The 18,431-nt window shown below is 58.4% G+C and carries 15 protein-coding genes, 1 tRNA gene and 3 riboswitches; of the genes, 7 read left to right on the forward strand and 9 right to left on the reverse strand.

Annotated elements, in window-relative coordinates:
• The first annotated feature begins 644 nt into the window (after window positions 1–644).
• Window positions 645–1,703, forward strand: a complete 1,059-nt coding sequence (locus ACOSV0_RS19805; RefSeq protein WP_434107812.1) for an HAD family hydrolase — start codon at window positions 645–647, stop codon at window positions 1,701–1,703.
• A gap of 226 nt (window positions 1,704–1,929) precedes the next feature.
• Here ACOSV0_RS19805 and ACOSV0_RS19810 read toward each other — a convergent pair whose 3' ends face one another.
• The gene (locus ACOSV0_RS19810) at window positions 1,930–2,940 is read right to left on the reverse strand and encodes a sodium:calcium antiporter (RefSeq protein WP_434107813.1); all 1,011 of its coding nucleotides are present in this window, start codon (window positions 2,938–2,940) and stop codon (window positions 1,930–1,932) included.
• Between the two features lie 100 nt (window positions 2,941–3,040).
• Window positions 3,041–3,212, reverse strand: a riboswitch (yybP-ykoY riboswitch).
• 162 nt (window positions 3,213–3,374) lie between these two features.
• Here ACOSV0_RS19810 and ACOSV0_RS19815 point away from each other — a divergent pair.
• Entirely contained in the window at window positions 3,375–4,394 is a 1,020-nt protein-coding gene (locus ACOSV0_RS19815) for an NADP-dependent oxidoreductase (protein ID WP_434107814.1), read from the forward strand.
• Between the two features lie 94 nt (window positions 4,395–4,488).
• On the opposite strand, the gene ACOSV0_RS19820 is transcribed toward ACOSV0_RS19815, so the two are convergent.
• The 3 genes from ACOSV0_RS19820 to ACOSV0_RS19830 form a co-directional block, all read right to left on the reverse strand.
• Window positions 4,489–5,010 carry an outer membrane beta-barrel protein gene (locus tag ACOSV0_RS19820; protein ID WP_434107815.1) on the reverse strand — a complete coding sequence of 174 codons (522 nt, stop codon included), beginning with the start codon at window positions 5,008–5,010 and terminating at the stop codon, window positions 4,489–4,491.
• 466 nt (window positions 5,011–5,476) lie between these two features.
• On the reverse strand, window positions 5,477–5,779 hold the full coding sequence (locus tag ACOSV0_RS19825; protein ID WP_434107816.1) for a hypothetical protein: 303 nt from the start codon (window positions 5,777–5,779) through the stop codon (window positions 5,477–5,479).
• Between the two features lie 95 nt (window positions 5,780–5,874).
• Entirely contained in the window at window positions 5,875–6,231 is a 357-nt protein-coding gene (locus tag ACOSV0_RS19830) for a helix-turn-helix domain-containing protein (protein WP_434107818.1), read from the reverse strand.
• A gap of 482 nt (window positions 6,232–6,713) precedes the next feature.
• On the opposite strand from ACOSV0_RS19830, the gene ACOSV0_RS19835 reads away from it, so the two are divergent.
• Window positions 6,714–7,088: a type II toxin-antitoxin system HicB family antitoxin gene (locus ACOSV0_RS19835; protein WP_434107820.1), complete on the forward strand. Its 375-nt coding sequence runs from the start codon at window positions 6,714–6,716 to the stop codon at window positions 7,086–7,088.
• Window positions 7,089–7,656: 568 nt separating this feature from the next.
• Here the strand turns inward: ACOSV0_RS19835 and ACOSV0_RS19840 are convergent.
• The 3 genes from ACOSV0_RS19840 to ACOSV0_RS19850 all read right to left on the reverse strand — a co-directional run bounded on the left by ACOSV0_RS19840 (window position 7,657) and on the right by ACOSV0_RS19850 (window position 10,500).
• The gene (locus ACOSV0_RS19840) at window positions 7,657–7,833 is read right to left on the reverse strand and encodes a hypothetical protein (protein WP_434107821.1); all 177 of its coding nucleotides are present in this window, start codon (window positions 7,831–7,833) and stop codon (window positions 7,657–7,659) included.
• A 7-nt stretch (window positions 7,834–7,840) separates the two neighbouring features.
• A complete protein-coding gene (locus ACOSV0_RS19845) occupies window positions 7,841–9,397 on the reverse strand; it encodes an anti-phage dCTP deaminase (protein WP_434107822.1) in 1,557 nt (518 codons plus the stop codon).
• 1,027 nt (window positions 9,398–10,424) lie between these two features.
• Window positions 10,425–10,500 (reverse strand) — tRNA-Arg (locus ACOSV0_RS19850).
• A 286-nt stretch (window positions 10,501–10,786) separates the two neighbouring features.
• Between ACOSV0_RS19850 and ACOSV0_RS19855 the strand changes: the two genes are divergently transcribed.
• A complete protein-coding gene (locus ACOSV0_RS19855) occupies window positions 10,787–11,686 on the forward strand; it encodes a c-type cytochrome (protein WP_434107823.1) in 900 nt (299 codons plus the stop codon).
• Between the two features lie 120 nt (window positions 11,687–11,806).
• Here ACOSV0_RS19855 and ACOSV0_RS19860 read toward each other — a convergent pair whose 3' ends face one another.
• Together ACOSV0_RS19860 and ACOSV0_RS19865 are read right to left on the reverse strand one after the other, a co-directional pair.
• Window positions 11,807–12,385, reverse strand: a complete 579-nt coding sequence (locus ACOSV0_RS19860) for a hypothetical protein (protein ID WP_434107824.1) — start codon at window positions 12,383–12,385, stop codon at window positions 11,807–11,809.
• 134 nt (window positions 12,386–12,519) lie between these two features.
• On the reverse strand, window positions 12,520–14,610 hold the full coding sequence (locus tag ACOSV0_RS19865) for a UvrD-helicase domain-containing protein (protein WP_434107825.1): 2,091 nt from the start codon (window positions 14,608–14,610) through the stop codon (window positions 12,520–12,522).
• Window positions 14,611–15,050: 440 nt separating this feature from the next.
• On the opposite strand from ACOSV0_RS19865, the gene ACOSV0_RS19870 reads away from it, so the two are divergent.
• From ACOSV0_RS19870 to gcvT, 3 genes are all read left to right on the forward strand, one after another.
• Entirely contained in the window at window positions 15,051–16,100 is a 1,050-nt protein-coding gene (locus ACOSV0_RS19870) for an oxidoreductase (RefSeq protein ID WP_434107826.1), read from the forward strand.
• Window positions 16,101–16,296: 196 nt separating this feature from the next.
• Complete coding sequence (locus ACOSV0_RS19875) at window positions 16,297–16,650, forward strand: hypothetical protein (RefSeq protein ID WP_434107827.1); 354 nt, start codon at window positions 16,297–16,299, stop codon at window positions 16,648–16,650.
• Between the two features lie 205 nt (window positions 16,651–16,855).
• Window positions 16,856–16,956, forward strand: a riboswitch (glycine riboswitch).
• 34 nt (window positions 16,957–16,990) lie between these two features.
• Window positions 16,991–17,162, forward strand: a riboswitch (glycine riboswitch).
• 81 nt (window positions 17,163–17,243) lie between these two features.
• Window positions 17,244–18,362, forward strand: coding sequence for a glycine cleavage system aminomethyltransferase GcvT (gene gcvT, locus ACOSV0_RS19880; RefSeq protein ID WP_434107828.1), 1,119 nt, complete (start codon window positions 17,244–17,246; stop codon window positions 18,360–18,362).
• Window positions 18,363–18,431 lie beyond the last annotated feature (69 nt).

Below are 18,431 nucleotides of genomic sequence, written 5' to 3' on the forward strand. Positions count from 1 at the left end.
ACCACATCACGCGTTTGCAATCCATTCTCCTACCTCGTTTATTGGTATTTTTTATAGGCGAACGCATTCCCTGCCCGACGCAAATCAGACAAAGAAAATAGCATTCTTATTTCGAATTAAATCAAATCAGCATCAAACACTTGCCCACCCGGTTGCCGCAATGCAACCAGGTAAATATGCGAAACAGATAAAACGCGCGATAAAGCCGCGCTAAGTTTCTCGGGCAGTCCAAGAGGACGCTACAGCCGGATACAGGGCTTGCATCGACGCTCCGCTAAACGAAAGAGACGCCGCACCAAACGAAGCATGCGGGAGGTAAAAATTTCACAGGCAAGGGATATCTTTTTGGAATATAGCAAAAGTTTCGCCAAATAACAGAGATAAATTTGTAACGTGAACGAAAGCTAGACGCGCCCGACTCTTAATTAGGTTTTTATAGCCACCCCAATAGCTTATTTTTGCCATTGTTTTAAGCATTTGTTTTGCAAATTTGTAAATATTTGCACTGCATCATATTTCACGGAAAATTTCCGGCATTGAAGCCGTGGCTAAAAAAAAGCAACGGAATGGGCTGCAACAATCGTCGCGCCCCATTAGACTGGCGCTCGCCTTAAGTCCTACCCACCGCAATTGATGAGGCTTTCATGATTCGCACGATGCACCGGTACTGCGCTGCTTTGACCGTTGTGATTCTCTCCGCTTGCTCCGGCCTGCCGAACCGCGACGCGAATGAACCGTCGGTTAGCACGTCGTCGGCTGCAACACTCGCCTCGTGGAACGACACCGCAGCCAAACGCTCGATCGTCGATTTCGTTACGCTGGTCACCACGCCGGAATCGAAGGACTTCGTCCCGCGTGCAGACCGAGTTGCCGTATTCGATAACGACGGCACGCTGTGGCCTGAGCAACCCGCTTCGGTACAACTGGTGTTCGCGTTGCAGCGCGTGAAGACGGTGGCCGCGCGCCATCCTGAGTGGAAACGGCAGGAGCCGTTTCGCTCGATCCTCAGGGGCAATCTGAAGAACATCGCGGCAAGCGGCGATGCGGGTTCGATGAAAGTACTGGCGGCAGCGCATGCCGGCATGACCAGCGATCAGTTCGCCGCGCTCGTGCACGAATGGTTCGACTCCGCGAGCGACCCGCGCTTTAACCGTCCCTACGCCGACCTCGCGTATCAACCAATGCTCGAACTGCTCGCCTATCTGCGCGCCAATGGCTTCAGGACCTATCTCGTGACGGGCAGCGACGTGGAGTTCGTCCGCGACGTGGCCCAGCGCGTGTATGGGATCCCGCCCGAGCAGGTGATCGGCAGCACCGTCAAGTACAAGTACAGCCAGACGAACGGCGCCGTGTCGCTGACCCGGCTTGCGCAGGTCGACAATCTGGTCGACGGCGCGGCCAAACCGCTCGCCATCGACCGCGTGATTGGCAGGCGTCCGGTGATCGCGTTCGGCAACGCGGATGGCGACGTGCCGATGCTCGAATGGACCGCGGCCGGCGACGGTCCGCGCTTCGCGGCGCTGCTGCATCACACCGACGACGACCGGGAGTACGCGTACGACCGCACGGCGAAAAGCGGCAAGCTCGACAAAGGCCTGGACGAAGCCGGCGCGAAGGGCTGGCTCGTCGTCGATATGAAGGACGACTGGAACACGGTGTTCAAGCCGGATAGCGCGGCGACGGCTGCGGCGCAGGCTAATTAAGGGCGGCTTGTCGGGAAGGCCGTGCTTGGGCGGTTTTAGTCATGCGCCTTTGCTGCGGACCTGGTGCTGCGAAAGCCATGCTTGCTGCCGTCATTGCTGCAGCCGTGACTCTGGCTGCGGCGGTGCCGTCCAACTAGAGCTGCAGTCAGGAAGGCCACGCGTAGGCCGCGCTCGCTGCAGTCATCGCGGTGTTTTCGCTCGGCCTTCCCGGCCTTTCACAACGCACCTAGCGCGTCAGCGTAATCACCAGATAGCTGGCGTACAGCACGCCGCACACCAGCAGCGCCCACACCGGCACGCCGCGCTCGCGCACATTGACCCGCAGCCACGCGGCGGCCGCGAGCGTAATCACGATGCCGGTCACTACTTCGATACGCGGCGTCCACGGCGTTAGCAGAATACCGATTGCCGGCAGCAACGTGCCCTGAAATACCATCGCGCCGGTGATGTTGCCGAACGCCAGCGTGTCCTTGCCACGACGAATCCACAGGATGCTGTTGACCTTCTCGGGCAACTCGGTGGCGATCGGAATGATCAGCAGCGACAGCAGCAGCGGCGAGACGCCGAGTGCCTGCGACACGCCCCGCACACCGTGGATGAAACCTTCCGCGCCCCACACCAGCAACGCCACCGCCAGCACGAGTTGTACCGCGATGGTCGCAAGATTGGTCGGCACGCCGAGACGCGACAGCAGCATCTTGCCCGGCGCTTCGGTACCGTGGCCGGCGTCGACCAGTTTGTTCGATGCGCGGAACGTCATCACCACATAGGTGATGTACACGCCGACCAGTGCCGCACTGAACAGTGCCCGCACAATTATCTGTTCATGCGGCACGTACATCGCCGCAGCCGCCAGCACGAAAGCGCACAGGAAGTAGTTCAGATCGCGCGTGAAACCTGTGCGTTCCGGCGTAACCCAACCGCCCACACCACGCGAACCGAGGATCGCGAGCGTCATCAGGAAGGTGGAGAGGGTGGAGAGCATGAGCGGCGCCCCGAGAATCGCGCCGACGCCGATCTCCTGATTGACCGCGTTATCGGCCGTACCGCCGGCAATCGCGAGCAGCGGGACGAGCGTTTCGGGCAAGGCGGTACCGACCGCCGCGAACAGCGAACCCGTCACACCTTCGGAAATTTTCAGACGCTCGCCGAGATGTTCGAGTGCGTTGGTGAAGAGCTCGGCCGCCACCAGAATAACGACCAGCATGAGGGCGAGTTCGAACAGGAGACCGGTCATGCGCGACTCCCTGCAAATCCAGAAGGGAAGCGGCACGGCGGATGGCCAAGCGGGGAGACTGGCAGGGCACAACGATGTTTCACAGGGCAACTCCGCGGTCGGACGTAGGTGACGAACCAATGACGCACCGCGACCCGTCCGACCAGAACGAAGCAGTACGCCAATGGTCTCGCCAAACCGACCCGGTCGAACGCGCCATGACCCGCAGGCCAAGTATGTTGACGCGCTCTCCTTCAATGGATGAAGGAAGGCTACTCCCCAGTGACCGGGCGATTCTAACGGGATACGTGGCTTTCAACAAGCTTGGAGTCGGGCGCATGTTCCGGCGGCTCCTGACTTCAAGGTGTCCGTCCGGATGCGAGGTCAGGTGCGCGCTCGTGGAATCGCGCCGCTGGTAAGATCAGCCAACGTCTACGACAGCAGTGAGTCCTCACATGAGTTATCAAAATCGCCAGTGGTTTTACGTCAAGCGCCCCGAGGGACGCGTTAGCGATGAGCACTACGAGTTGCGCGAAAGCGAACTCGACGCCAATTTGTCATCGAACGAGGTGCTGATTCGGGCGCGCATTATTAGTGTCGATCCGTACATTCGAATCCAGCAGCACGAACGCAATACCTACGATGTGCCGCATCCGCTCGGGATCGTGCAGCGAGCGGGCGTGGTGGGTGAAGTGGTGGCGTCGGCGAGTCCGCTGTTCAAGCAGGGCGACTGGGTGTCGGCCTATAGCGGCTGGCAGTTGTACGCCAAGTGCCATCACAGCGAACTGACCAAGTTGAACCCCGACGCGGCGCCGGTTTCGACCGCGCTCGGCGTTCTCGGCATGCCGGGGCGTACCGCCTGGTTCGGTTTGATGGAAGCGGGCAGGCCGCGTCCGGGCGACACGCTGGTCGTGTCCGGTGCTGCGGGTGCGGTCGGCTCGCTGGTCGCGCAGTTCGGCAAGCGCGCCGGATGTCGGGTCATTGGGATTGCCGGTGGCCCCGATAAGTGTGCGTTTCTGACGGATACGCTGAAGCTCGACGGCGCGGTCGACTATCGGGCGCATCCCACGCTCGAAGGCTTGCAGTCGGCGTTGCAGGCAGCGACTGGTGGTGTCGATGTCTATTTCGATAATGTGGGCGGGATGGTCACCGACGCGGTGATTCCGCTCATTAAGCGCCGCGCTCGGATCGTGATCTGCGGCGCGATCGCTCAATACGACGGCGGCCTCGACACGCCGGACCTCGCGCCGCGCTTCCTGCAGCACATGCTGTTTCAGCGCGCGACAATCCAGGGGATTCTGGCGCGCGACTTCGTGCATCGGATGGACGAGATGCTGCAAACCGTCGCGCCGTGGGTGAAGAATGGGGAGATTGTTTATCAGGAGACTTATGTCGATGGTTTCGACGCGTTGCCTCAGGCGCTCAATAGCCTGTTCGAGGGGAAGAACCTCGGGAAACTGCTGGTGAGGGTGTGATCGGGTAAAAGAGACGAGCGGCGGACAGTCGCACATTGAGCCAGCGGGTGCATATGCGGCGCTGGCTCCGTCTCCGTGCGGGATCTGATCTCGCTTAATTGAAGTGGTACTGCATGCCGATGGTAAAGCTGTTATTGCGCCGTTTCGTACCGTCTTGATTGCTGAAATCGGTCGTCCATTCGCCTACCGCGCTCACGTGCCTGGCGAACTTATATTCGACGCCCAACCCCCAATGCAGGCGATTTTCCGGCCAGCTTGAAGTGAAACCAACGCGAGCGTAAGGCATGATTTGATTAAATGGCATGCCGAATTTCGCATCGATTCCACCATCTTTATATGTTGACGAACCGTGATGTAAATCGGCAAAAGCCTCCGCGCCCAATATGAAGCGGTCGACATTGAAATTATATCCCGCTGTGAATCCCGGGAATACTGTGTTATGTGATGCTTTACTGACGACGCCCGATGCGTTGGAATTATTCAAGCCCAGTTTGACGCCGACATAGGGGCCAGCAAACTGGTCTGCGGCGGCTTGAGGCGTTGCAAACTGAGCGTGCGCGAGATTGGACAGCAAAACGATTGTGGCGGCTAGAATCAGCCTTGTTACTTTGTACATGATCTTCAAACCAAAAAGCAAAATGCTGCGAATGTTTCGCAATATCTATTTGAGTAGAGGGAGGCACCAGCGATAATGCCGGACCTGATTTGCCATGCGTGATGCAAGTTGCATAGATGGCTCATGCTAATTAAGCAGATGGATCGGGACAACGGGAGATTTCTGAACAGAGACGATTACGCGTCTGCTTGTTGATGGTTCAGACAAAAAATGACGGATATTGAAGGAATTTTATATTTTTTTTATAGATAACTTGAATATTCTGGTCGGGTGTGAAGGGGGATGGCAGCAGGATGTAGGCTCGTGGATTCGTGGTGACCAGGACGTAGAACGATTTAATCCGCTCACACCAGTCTACAATGCCGCAAACGACAAGGGGCTTAGCGCGATATGCGTAAGCCCTTGGTGAATAGAGATCGAACAACAGCAAACCCGGCCGAGGCCGGGTTTGCTGTTTGTGGATTGCTCATCTCCGTTTGCTGCGTCTTCGCAGCATGGCCCCTTTCTCTGGCTCCGTCATGTACCTGCCGGCGACCCTGTAGTCATAGTCGACGGCAATGGTGATCTGTCCAAGCCGGTAGTCAATGCTGAGCAGGACCTGATGTCCCGGCAGGAAGCCGGCGTGTTCGAGCATCGCATCAGTAACCTGCATCCAGGGAAAGGCCGTGCGCCTGCCGGATTCGTGCGTGCCGTCTGCTTCAAGCGCAACGGAAATGCGTGTGAGCTGTTCGTCGCGTGCGCGACGTGGTTTAAGATTGGCGTCAGCCATGATCAACTCCTGTGTTGAGTTGGTTGTGGTTAGCGGGCCGTATGGGTTGCCGCCCATGCGGTCCGCGCTTCTTCTACTACATCAAATCTCCTTCCTTACTGCTGGGGCTGTGCCAGCACCGTGTCCAGCATCTCGGATACGAGGCGTTGCCGCGCCTTCGGTAGCCGACTGATCGCCTCGAGTTGCTTTTGCAGCTTAGAAGGCCGCCCGCGTTTCTTAGGTCGGGCGACGTTCTGACCCAGCAGCTCATCGGATGAAAGTCCAAGCGTTCTGGTTAGCTCTGGTAGCAGCGAGACGGACGGCCGCAGCCGCGCGCCTTCGTAGTGAGCGAGGGTCTGCTGGGCAATGCCAAGCTGCTCGGCAAGTTGCTGCTGAGTGAACTTGTGGGCCTTGCGAGCGCTGGCGATACGCGAGCCCAATGCTTTGAAAAACTGTTCATCCTTCGGATTCATGACTAAGGTATGCGGTGAAAATCTAACTATGATGATAGCGCTGATTTAGGTGCTTGCGGGTTGATTTACTCTGAAATGGAGTTTCTAAATGCGAAGTTATTCAAAATCTGAATTTTCTGAATTGGCTGTAGCCGAATGGCCGATTTATGTCAGGTATTTCGCAGCAGGGAACTGGAAACGTGCCAGGTACGAGGGGATATTGGCGTGGCTGCCTTGGCAGCATAGTCGCGTGATCTTGACGAGTGAGCGCGCGAGATCTGCGAGGCGTCGTTACCGTGTAAGGAGAGTCGGCTCGGTTATGAAGCAATGGAGCACATCGGTCCTGTTCTGTCGACTTGCCACCACCCGCAGGTATCTGTCAAACCAAGCGGTGCGATGATGCCGAGCGACTAAGACAGTTTTTGACAAAGACCGAACGCGTTATTGGCAAACTTGTGTCGCAGCGGCTATCCACGGCGTGGCTTATGTGGTCCGTGATTCTCATGTCGCTGAATATGCCTCAAATGATCGCAAGCCCCGGCAAGGGCCTCCGTCCTGCCAAGAAACAGGAACCGGCCACGTTTAAGTACCCTGCCCGCCTGATCCGCGATGGCACTCGCTTCGCCGTCAAATTCCGGGATATCCCCGAAGCAATCACTTGCGGCGGCACGCGCGACGAAGCTATCGACATGGCGAAGGACGCGCTCGCTACCGCAATGGATTTCTATTTCGACGATAAGCGCCTCGTGCCTACGCCGTCTGAACCGAAGCGCGACGACGTGTTGATCGAGCTGCCTCCGAGCATCGCCGCGAAAGCGCTGCTGTTGAATGCGTTGCTGGCGAAGCAGGTTACGCAGGCCGAGCTGGCCCCTAGTTGAATACGCGGCGCCAGGAAATCAACCGCGTTGTCGATCTCGGACACGCAACGAAAATCGACACAATCGTGGCCTCGAAGTCAGTATTAGGTATACACGTGGAAATCTCGGCGACAGCAGCGGAACAACGCATCAACACGCGATGTAATTGGCGCAACGATATGCACACCTGTCGTGCCGACCATTTGCTGCAGCGGATTTAACCGATGATCGAAATACCGACGAAGCCAGACTTAGCCGCACTGTAGGTGCAAATTAGGTGTAGTTCGGAGGTGGCGGAAACGTGTGGATTCGCTGAAACTCTTGTCAGGATTGGTACACCCGACCGGAATCGAACTAGCCCCTCCCTTCGGAGGACAGTTAGCCAGCAAAGCAATAGCTCTACTAAAACACTCAATCGAAAATGTACTTCGGCTCGCAGTCGTAGCCCAAGTAGTTGCCGAAAAACTCTGCAACCCCTGGAGGGATTTCCAGATTACAGCCTGACGACAAACCACTATTCATTGTCAAACAAACTGTTTTCAAAAAAATCGCGCACCAGGGATTTCATTTTCAGCAAATAATCCCATACTCATTTTCTACGTTTTTGATTGGACTCTAGTTTATTCTGAGTCTTAGCTGGCTTTCCCTCCGGAAACGAAGCTGTCGCAACCTTAGCGACATTTCGCATCCATTCAGGCCACTCATTAACATACTTCTTGGAAGCTTCAAACTGCGCCAAGAATCCATCCGGCTTTTCATTTTCCATATTAACCTCACCTTCCGTTGGGAGACGCCGTCTCGAGAATTATTATATCCTCAAAGGATATATATGTCAAAACAAATCTTTTTATCTTCGGATTTCTAGCGATTTCCATTGAATCCAAAATCTTCCCTTTCTTATTTTTTCTCTTCGTCGTCATCTCGAACAATTCCATATATCGGCGCGGCGCGACTCCGACAAAAGCTCGAAATGATGCCTTATTTCTAGGCTCTTCAGCCGGCTCTATTGAAATAGAGTCGTCGTATAGTTCCCCAGTCCTACTTTTCTCATACGGTTCGATGAAAACACATTCCATCAAACCACTCGATAAAATATGCCTCGCGCAAATATGGCATGGGAATGTAGTACAAAACAGCTTATTTCCAGCCAATGAAATCCCGTTCTTCGCCGCCTGCGTAATAGCAGACATCTCCGCATGAACAGCTCGCCCAAACTCAATAACATCAAATAACTTTGAGCCCCTTATTAATTCGTCATCACCATCCAGGCTCAGATCAGTTAGCTCATCGTCACTTTTTTCCGCGGCCTCCTTAGATAGCCACTTCGCATCTCGAAGACGAGCAAAAACGTCCTGCACGATTTCCCTCTTAATCGTCACATTAAAATCGTGGCCTATCTCAAAATCACGCGAACATGGGTGATCCTCTCCCCAATATAACCCGCCTCCAAATTTCGGCACTTCGTTGCAACCAGTAGATAGGAGATCGCCTTCCCTTGAAATAACAGCAGCACCTACTTGTCTAGATAAATCAAACGACCTGAATGCAGCCGCTTGGGCAAAGAACATGCCCTGTTCATCACGTGTTGGAGAAATATATGGGTCTCCAAAAATCAAATGAACTAATCTGCGTATATTTTTCTCAACCTCTCTAGGCGATCCGCTAGTCACAAAATAATCGGACAACGGAAATGTACTGCCGACATTTTGCCCAAATTTTTCTGCACCCTCCTCCGAGTAATCCCTATTAATTAGCTCGACAGCGCGCTGCTCAGCTTTCTTTTTAATACGCGGAGACGCTGAAAATTTTCCGGTTAAGTGCTTGACGCGCGCCTCTCGTGGTGAGTAAACTGATATTAGAATAAATGCCTTTCCATAAACGTCACGATAAAGCTGAACCTCCTCCGGCCTCTTGAATGACCTTACAATATAAGCAGCCCTAGAAATCGGCGTCCGATCATCACCAAGATACTCATTTCGAATCTCTCGTATCTTGGCAATACCCAGTCGACCGACCACATCGGCCTGCCCGGTATTTTCGCGAAGATCCGAACCCATGGTCATTAGCGTCTTAATCCGATGATAGTCGCTCAATGGATGAAACGGTTTTTTGCTGTAACGAGGTATTAACTCGCTTAGTGAGACGACAAATGGGATGTAGTCGACAGCCATCAACTCTGATTGGAGCGCGTTGCAAACCGTCGTAAGATCAACCCCCGTTGGACCGACCAAACCAAACACCAGTTCGATACCCTCCACCGGGCCAGACGTTGACCCAATGCTAGAATTTCCCCCACCATTCCCGGACATTTTTATCTTTCGTTCTTTCACTCTTTTCTCTCAGTCGTTGTTCCCTCCTCTAAGTACGCCTCACCGAAATCGACGTCAAATGTTTAATCTAGGTAAATTCCTTACGCTGACGCGAATATTGATAAGGGGTACACTAACTCTCCCCGCGAACAGATAGAAAAATCGCAGAATCACCTCGCGGTTGACCTTCGCCCGAACAGTCCCATCTTTGTCTCAAGCGGCGCCATTCCAGCCCACGGCCCCACCCTCAGGGCGTTCCCGCCTAATGTATTGACAAAATACCCTCTGCACGGTGACCGCTATCGACCTTCCGTTTGCGTGTCAAAGCATTCAATCGGGATACTTTCCTTTTCTTCAAAACGAGAATGAGTGTTGTACTGCCGCACGGCCCTAGTCCAGTGACAAATGAGCGTAACGATCCGCCACAGCCACAGATGAGTGGTCCAACAAATCCCTGACTACATAGGGGGCGCCCATCCGTAAATCAACGCTAAGGTGTGTCGCAAGTCATGAAAACGGAAGTTCTTGATGCCCGCTTTCTAGCAAGCGGAAGCAAAACCCTTCTGTAATGTCTGAACACGACCACCTACCTACGACGGGAACACCCACCTCGAAGTCGGCCCGGAAACCTTGACCCTGACCCTCCGGTCACACAGGGCCGCAATCGCCATATCGTTCACAGGAACCTGACGCCGTCCACCACTCCTCATATGTTCAAGCTCGAGTCGGAAGTACTCGCGACCAGACGAAAAAAGCTCCATCAACGCGGTCGCTGAACAAATGGGAGCTTGATCCAGAAAATTAGCCAATTGGAGAGCAGGTCATCGTAAGCCGACAGCCGTCGACATAATGAAAATGGCCAAAACGGCAAACCTGCGCACATTCGAAACCTTGGCACAGGTCGAACTCGACGCAGAAAACCGATCACTGTGGAACCGTGCTTTGGGAAACCTACGCGCAGCGGATATTCCCGTAGACGTAGTAATCAGAGCGACGGAATTGGTAGCGAGCATCGCACCGCAAAAGGTACAAGCTGCTGAACATGAGATGGTGCGCCCGGCTGGGATCGAACCAGCAACCCCTGCCTTCGGAGGGCAGTACTCTATCCATTGAGCTACGGGCGCTTCAACACGAAAGCGCGGCAACCTGAACAGGAGCGACGCCAAAGCGAGACCGAAAGGATACCCGGTTTCCACCAAACCGTCCACCGGACGGCCTGCATGGCGGGATCTGGCACTTTCGAGGCACCGCCGGCCGCACCCCGCGATGCGGGTAAACGCCTGCTGAACACCTCGCCACCGCCCCTCGCCGCCATCGAAACCTTGCGTCTATAATCGTCCGTGCCTGAATAAAGAAAAAGAAGTTGCCGTCACGCTGTACCGCTCACATACCCACGGAGACGAGACAAGCATGAGCGAAGCACCACACGAAGCCCCAATCAAAACCCCCGGGCAGCTCATCGCCGCGATCATTGCCAGTTTTGCGGTACCGATCGTCATCATCGTTCTGCTCGTGATCTACGTCGATAATTCGACGCGAACCGGCGCTGGCACAGACAGTCTCTCCGAAGCCGAGGTCACCGCGCGCATCAAGCCGTTCGCCCAGGTCGACATCCGCGACGCCAATGCGCCGCGCGTCTACAAGACCGGCGAAGAGGTCTACAAGGCCGTTTGCTCGGCGTGTCACGCGTCGGGTGCGGCAGGCGCGCCGAAATTCACCAATACCGCCGACTGGGCGCCGCGCATTTCGCAAGGCTTCGACACGCTCTGGCACACGGCCCTTTCCGGCAAGGGCGCGATGCCCCCGCGCGGCGGCACCAGCCCGGACGACTACAGCGACTTCGAAATCGCCCGCGCGGTGGTTTACATGGCGAACAATTCCGGCGGAAGCTTCCCGGAACCGGCGCAACCGGCCGCGGGTGCAGCAGCCGCCGCCCCGGGCGCTGCCGCTGCAGCGCCGGCAGGTGCATCGGACGCAGGCGCCGCGCAAGCCGCCGCCGCAATCGCGGCCATGGCAAGCGTGCCGCAAGCGGCCGCACCGGCGGCAGGCGGGGCGCAAAGCGCCGATGCTTCGCAAGCCGGCAAGGCGTTGTATCAGCAGGTTTGCCAGGCGTGTCACGCGGCCGGCGTGCTGAACGCGCCGAAGTTCGGCGACAAGGAAGCCTGGGCACCGCGTCTGAAAGACCCGATCGACACGGTCTACAACTACGCACTGCACGGTAAGGGCGCGATGCCGCCCAAAGGCGGTTCCACGGCCTCCGACGCAGACGTGAAGGCCGCCGTCGATTACATGGTGAGCGCAGCGAAATAAGCCGCCTAACCGCTTCCGGGATCGCCCCCGGCGGTCGCCGCAAAACGCAAAATCCCTGCACCGTGATGACACGGGCAGGGATTTTTTCATGTGAGGTGCGCTTTATGCGCCGCCGCCAGACTAGGTGCCGGTCGATGCAACGGCGGGACGGCTGAACGCTTCGACGAACGCCAGCGCCGGCGTGCTGCGAACGAGTGACGTCAAATGCTCGCGCAGTTCAGCGGGTGCGAGCCACGGATAGCTCAACCCATCTTGCAGCGCTTCGAGCAATTTGCCGCCGGCGTCAGGCACGACGTCCATGCGCGCGATGTGGATATGGAACGCCGTCACGGCCGGCGTCGCGTCGAAAGTCCACCGATACACGCCATGACCGACGCGCAATGCGCCGGTTGCCCGTTCGCGCATCACCACCAGCCAGGGCAAGGCGTCAACCGTGCCGTCATCCACCGCGAGCGAATCGCATACGTAGTAGGTGCGGCACTGCGTGTACTGGGCGCCGAAATCGGTAACAAGCGTTTTCGCGATCGCATCGGTACCGACTGTGCGCGCCGGGAACGCGATATTCGATGTAGCAAGCGAAATAGTGAGAACCGCGTCCGGCGCGAAGGCCTCGGCGATGCGATGGGCACGCGTGTTGTCTTTCGCGTCGATGTAGGTTTCGAGCGTGTGGCGATAGCGCGCGAGCGGCAACGTGGACATGCAAACGGTCTCCGATTAGTGCCCGATCGACATCCAATCGACGTCCGATCAACATCCAATTAACGGGCCGTGCCACTGTAGCCTGCGCACGCAAAAAATCCGCCGATGCACCTGCCGCGCGCGGGGGTTTTGCGTCAAGGCTTCTGCAACAGCGCCTTCAAACTCGCGAGCCGGTCTTTCGGCGACATCGGTGCTTCTTCGGGCGTCGGCGGCGGCGCGTCGTCGAGCAGCATCTCGGGGATGAAGCGCGACGGCTCGCACACCACCGTCTCGCGCGCCCGCTTGCGCTTCTTGCACCAGTTCAGATGCAGGCTGCGCTGCGCACGCGTAATCGCGACGTACATCAGGCGGCGCTCTTCCTCGATGCGCCCGTCGTCGATCGGCTCGTCGTCGGGGCCGCCACGGTGCGGCATGATGCCTTCTTCGACACCCACCAGAAACACGTGCGGATACTCCAGCCCCTTCGACGCGTGCACGGTCGAAAGCCGGACCGCATCAGGGTCTTCCTCGCGGCCTTCCAGCATCGACATCAACGCAACGGTCTGGATCAGGCCGAGCAGATTCTTGCCGGTGTCGCCGAGGCCGTCGGCGGTGTCGTAGCCGGTTGCTTCGCTATTCTCCGAGCCCGCAGGCTCGGCCTTGGTGCCTTTGCGCTTCAACCATTCCATGAACTCGAGCACGTTCTGCCACTTGGCCTGCGCCTGACGTTCGTCGAATGCGTCGTACAGATAGGCTTCGTAGTGGATCGCGTCCATCAGTTCGTCGAGCAGCGGACCGGCGGCATCTTTCTCGGCGCGGTCGGTAAGACGCTGCATGAAATCGCAGAACACGCGCATCGGTTCGATCTGGCGCGGCGACAGGCGTGCCTCGACGCCGCCCATGTACACCGCTTCGAAGAGCGACACCTTCGCCTGGCCCGCAAACGAGCCGAGCGCTTCGAGCGTCGTATTGCCGACACCGCGACGCGGCGTGGTGATCGCGCGGATGAACGCGGGGTCGTCGTTCGCGTTGGCGATCAGGCGCAGATACGCGCAGATATCCTTGATCTCGGCTTTGTCGAAGAACGACTGCCCGCCCGACAGCACATACGGAATCCGCTCGCGACGCAGCACCTGTTCGAAGATCCGCGCCTGGAAGTTGCCGCGATACAGGATCGCGTAGTCGCGGAAATTCGCGCGCCGCTCGAACTTGTGCGCGGACAGACGGAACACGACGGACTCGGCTTCGTGCTCTTCGTCGTTGCAAGGCGTGACGGTGATCGTGTCGCCCATACCGTGTTCGGACCAGAGCTTCTTTTCGAACAGCTTCGGGTTGTTCGCGATCACGTTGTTCGCGGCGGTGAGAATGCGCACCGTGGAACGGTAGTTCTGCTCGAGCTTGATCAGATGCAGCTTCGGAAAATCCTTGCTGAGCTGACCGAGATTTTCGAGCGTCGCGCCGCGCCAGCCGTAAATTGCCTGATCGTCGTCGCCGACCGCCGTGAACGCCGCGCGCTTGCCGGCCAGCAGTTTCACCAGCTCGTACTGGCACGCGTTCGTGTCCTGATACTCGTCGATCAGCAGATAACGCAGCTTGTTCTGCCAACGGTCGCGCACTTGCTCGTTCTTCTCGAACAATTCGGCGGGCAGGCGGATCAGGTCGTCGAAATCGACTGCCTGATAGGCATGCAAAGTCGCTACGTAGTTGCGATAGACGATGGCGGCCTGATGCTCGTCTTCGTTCGCGGCAATCGAAATCGCCTCTTCCGGCATGATCATGCCGTTCTTCCACAGCGAAATGATCGACTGGATCTTGCGGATGAAACCCTTGTCCGTCGAGCCGACCTGCTCCTGGATCATGCCGAAGCAGTCGTCCGAATCCATGATCGAGAACTGCGGCTTCAAACCGACGTGTTCCGCTTCCTGCCGCAGAATCTGCACGCCGAGCGAATGGAAGGTGCAGACCGTCAACTGATTGACGGGCACCTTGCGGCCTTCCTTGCCGGGCGTGGTCAGCGTCTTGCCTTCGAGCAGTTTGCCCACGCGCTCGCGCATTTCCAGCGCGGCCTTGTTCGTGAACGTGACGGCAGCGATGTGGCGCGGCTCGAAGCCTTTGGCTTCGATCAGGTGCGCGATTTTCTGCGTGATCACGCGCGTCTTGCCGCTGCCTGCGCCGGCAAGCACGAGACACGGACCGTCAAGATAACGGACCGCTTCATTTTGAGCGGGGTTCAGGCCTGCGGACATCGTCTGTGGATGGGTAATGCGGTTGAGGGCGCTTAGGTGCGGAATCGCGAGACCAAAGGCCCGGGGGCATGCTGCACGGGGCGGGCGGCTGGCGCGCGCCTCGGTGTGAGGGGCGTTCCGGTTCGCTGCGCTCCGCGCGAGAGGAGCGATGTTAACACGGATGCCGAAGCGGATGCCGTGATAGACGCACTGTCGGATGGCCAGGGAAAGGGGTCGCAATGAAGGTCGCAATGGCCGCTCGCCCGACGACAAAAAACGGATGCTCGGCCACACTGCTCCGAACGCGGCCGCAACTGCCGTCCGAGTACCGCCGGACAGGCATCGCCAACAAACGCCTGCGACGCCGCTGACAGTCCGCCTTCAGGACATGCCACAATTACAGTGTTGCGCGCCGTCGCCGCGGTGGCAAAACGGCGCGCCGTTTTTGCAGGAAGACACGCATGTCCGCATCGCTGAAGATTGGATTGATGGGTTACGGTTTTGCCGGCGCGACCTTTCACGCGCCGGTGATCGAGCATTGCGGGCGAGCCAGCGTCGCGGCCATCGCGACGAGTCAGTCCGAGCACGCGCTGGCCGATTATCCGCACGCGAAAGTGGTGGCCGATCTCGACGCGCTGCTCGCGCTGGACGAAATCGACTGCATCGTGATCGCGACGCCCAATGACACGCACTTCGACCTGGCGCGCCGCACGCTGGAGGGAGGCAAGCACGTGGTGGTCGACAAGCCGGTCACGCTGACTGCCGCCGACGCCCACACGCTCGCCAACATCGCACTCGCCCGGGGCAAGCTGTTCGTGCCCTTTCACAACCGCCGCTGGGATGGTGATTTTCTGACCGTGCGGGAACTGCTCGCCGGCAGGGAGTTGGGGCGCATCACGCAATACGAATCGCATTTCGACCGTTTCCGGCCGGAGGTTAAGCAGCGTTGGCGCGAGGAGGCTTCGCGCGGCGGCGGTTTGCTATTCGATCTTGGACCGCACCTGATCGATCAGGCGTTGTCGTTGTTCGGCGCACCGCAAACTGTGTCCGCGACGGTTCGAACGCATCGCGACCAGGCCAGCGCGCCGGACTACGTGCACATCCAGTTGGGATACGGTGAGTTCGAAGTGGTGTTGCATGCAAGCGCGTTGACTGCGCTCGTCGCGCCGAGGTTTACGATCCACGGCACGCAGGGAAGCTATGTGAAATACGGGCTCGATACGCAGGAAGATCAGTTGAAAGCCGGTTTGCGGCCCGGCGACGAAGGGTTCGGCGCCGGCAATGCGGCGGGCGTACTGCGTGTGATCGAAGGCGATCAGGAAGTGGAGCGGGAAGTGCCTACGCGCAACGGGGAATACGTCGGCTTTTATATTGCCTTGGCGGACGCCATTCAGAACGGCGTGAAATTTCCCGTCAGCGCTCAGGATGCAGTCGACGTTATGACAATTATCGAGCTTGCCGCCAGGAGTTCGGAAGAAGGTGTCCGATTGCCGTTTGAACGTATTCGCTGACCTTTTGCCTACGGGGTACTTTCTGGCCGTCTGGCGGTGGCATGCGAACCATGCTGCCGCCCAAGGCCAAACGCCTGACAACCCCGAAAGGAACATAACGTTACAAATAACCCCGGGGTCGCGGTCAGCGCGAATCCGCGGCAATCCGTTGCTACCCCAGTAGCACCACAAAATGACAACGACTTCCGGAGAGTCCATGCCACGTATCGTCCGCGCAGTAGCAGCATGCGCATTGCTCAGCTCCCTGGCCGCCTGCGTGGTGGCCCCCCAGCAACCCGCGCCGGCGCCGCGCCCGAACCCGCAGCAGATCGCGGATCAGCGTATGAACCAGGTTAACGGCCGTATCGACAACCTGAGCCGCCGCATCGACGCCCGCGTCAACCAAGGCTACTACCCGCCCCCGCAAGGCGGCGCGCTGCATCACCGTCTCGACGTGATCCGTCAGGAAGCGCACGACATGGCGGCGCAACACGGCGGCGGCCTGTCCGGCGACGAACAGCGCGTGCTGAACCAGGAACTGGACAACGCGGCACACGCCATCGGCGAATAAATCGGCGCTTAATTGCGTCGGTTAATTGCGTCGCTCAATTGCGTCGCTTAATCGCGTCAGTCAAGCGCGCCGGTTCAAGCGCTGAAGCAAAGAAGCGCGGGCATCACGTCCCGCGCTTTTTTTGACTTTCGCGAACCCGCAGCGCCAACCCCCAAGCCCTTTGCGGGCCTTTATTTGACAAGCCACCGGCCCTCGCGTACATTCGCCGCACGCGTCGGGAGAGCGTGCTGGCCGCAGAAAATCGCAGGCCGCGCCGCCGAAGGGGCACACCCGCAAACTCTCAGGCAAAAGGACCGACCGCGTCGAAAAACCCGCGCCCAGGCAACATCAAGGCATCGGTTTTTCGCACTCTGGAGAGCGGCAGTAGCCGTCTGTGTCGCGTACGTCGAACGTATGTCGAGCAGATTCTGGCAAGCTGCCCACCGAAGGGGCGCGCGTTTCACCGTAGCGATCACGGCTTCACCATCGCACGGCGGCGCAATCTCTCAGGTATCAAGGACAGAGGGGCCATGCAACGCAATCGCTCGCAGCCAGCCGGCCGCGAGGCGTAGCGCCGCGTGGCCTTTTTTGTTTCGCGAGACGCCCGAGGCCCCATGACCGAACTCAAACACACCCCGCTCAACGCCACCCATCGTGCGCTCAATGCCCGCATGGTCGATTTCGGCGGCTGGGACATGCCCGTCAACTACGGCTCGCAGATCGACGAACACCGCGCCGTGCGCACCGACGCCGGCATGTTCGACGTCTCGCACATGTGCGTCGTCGATTTCACCGGGGAGCGCGTGCGTGCGTTCTTCGAACACGCGCTGGCGAATAACGTCGCCAAGCTGCAAACGCCGGGCCGTGCGCTCTACTCCTGTCTGCTGAACCCGAACGGCGGCGTGATCGACGATCTGATCGTCTATTACTTCGGCGAGACGCACTTCCGCCTGGTCGTCAACGCCGGCACCGCCGAGAAAGACGTCGCCTGGTTCAGCAAGCTCAACGCCGAAGGCAGCTACGGCCTGACCATCACGCCGCGCCGCGATCTGGCGATCGTCGCCGTGCAGGGCCCGAACGCCCGCGATAAGGTCTGGCAAGTCGCGCCGTCCAGCCGCACCTCGACCGAACTCCTCAAGCCGTTTAACGCCGCGATCGTCGACAACACGCCGTTTGGCGAATTGATGATTGCCCGCACCGGCTACACCGGCGAAGACGGCTTCGAAATCGTCCTGCCTGCCACTTCCGTCTGCGAGTTCTGGGACGCGTTGGTGCGCCAGGGCGTGCGCCCCGCGGGTCTCGGCGCGCGCGACACGCTACGTCTCGAAGCCGGCATGAACCTGTACGGCCAGGATATGGACGACAACGTCTCGCCACTCGACGCCGGCCTCGCCTGGACCGTCGATCTCGCCTCGCCGCGCGAATTTGTCGGCAAGGACAAACTCGAAGCCAACGGCGCGCAGGCCGCGTTCGTCGGTCTGATCCTGCTGAAGGAAAACGGCAAGGCGGCAGGTGTGCTGCGCGCTCACCAGAAAGTCGTCACGCCGCTGGGCGAAGGCGAAATCACCAGCGGCACTTTTTCACCCACCATGCAGGAATCGATCGCCTTTGCGCGCGTGCCGAAAGGCGTGCAGCCGGGCGACATCGTTCATGTCCAGATTCGTGACAAAAACGTACCCGCAAGCGTGGTAAAACTGCCGTTCGTGCGCAACGGCAAAGTGCTCGCAGTTTAAGCAGCCGGCGCGTACGTCTCACCCTCAAGAAAACACTGGGTCGCCCCGAGTTTTCCGCCCCGGCAGGAA

Origin of the sequence: Paraburkholderia caffeinilytica (assembly GCF_051027425.1) — a bacterium.
Lineage (GTDB): Bacteria > Pseudomonadota > Gammaproteobacteria > Burkholderiales > Burkholderiaceae > Paraburkholderia > Paraburkholderia caffeinilytica_A.

Excerpts from the sequence above, each read along its gene's own strand:
- ACOSV0_RS19805 (WP_434107812.1), top strand. The coding sequence starts at position 645 with ATGATTCGCACGATGCACCGGTACTGCGCTGCTTTGACCGTTGTGATT.
- ACOSV0_RS19810 (WP_434107813.1), bottom strand. The coding sequence starts at position 2,940 with ATGACCGGTCTCCTGTTCGAACTCGCCCTCATGCTGGTCGTTATTCTG.
- ACOSV0_RS19815 (WP_434107814.1), top strand. The coding sequence starts at position 3,375 with ATGAGTTATCAAAATCGCCAGTGGTTTTACGTCAAGCGCCCCGAGGGA.
- ACOSV0_RS19820 (WP_434107815.1), bottom strand. The coding sequence starts at position 5,010 with ATGTACAAAGTAACAAGGCTGATTCTAGCCGCCACAATCGTTTTGCTG.
- ACOSV0_RS19825 (WP_434107816.1), bottom strand. The coding sequence starts at position 5,779 with ATGGCTGACGCCAATCTTAAACCACGTCGCGCACGCGACGAACAGCTC.
- ACOSV0_RS19830 (WP_434107818.1), bottom strand. The coding sequence starts at position 6,231 with ATGAATCCGAAGGATGAACAGTTTTTCAAAGCATTGGGCTCGCGTATC.
- ACOSV0_RS19835 (WP_434107820.1), top strand. The coding sequence starts at position 6,714 with ATGTCGCTGAATATGCCTCAAATGATCGCAAGCCCCGGCAAGGGCCTC.
- ACOSV0_RS19840 (WP_434107821.1), bottom strand. The coding sequence starts at position 7,833 with ATGGAAAATGAAAAGCCGGATGGATTCTTGGCGCAGTTTGAAGCTTCC.
- ACOSV0_RS19855 (WP_434107823.1), top strand. The coding sequence starts at position 10,787 with ATGAGCGAAGCACCACACGAAGCCCCAATCAAAACCCCCGGGCAGCTC.
- ACOSV0_RS19860 (WP_434107824.1), bottom strand. The coding sequence starts at position 12,385 with ATGTCCACGTTGCCGCTCGCGCGCTATCGCCACACGCTCGAAACCTAC.
- ACOSV0_RS19865 (WP_434107825.1), bottom strand. The coding sequence starts at position 14,610 with ATGTCCGCAGGCCTGAACCCCGCTCAAAATGAAGCGGTCCGTTATCTT.
- ACOSV0_RS19870 (WP_434107826.1), top strand. The coding sequence starts at position 15,051 with ATGTCCGCATCGCTGAAGATTGGATTGATGGGTTACGGTTTTGCCGGC.
- ACOSV0_RS19875 (WP_434107827.1), top strand. The coding sequence starts at position 16,297 with ATGCCACGTATCGTCCGCGCAGTAGCAGCATGCGCATTGCTCAGCTCC.
- gcvT (WP_434107828.1), top strand. The coding sequence starts at position 17,244 with ATGACCGAACTCAAACACACCCCGCTCAACGCCACCCATCGTGCGCTC.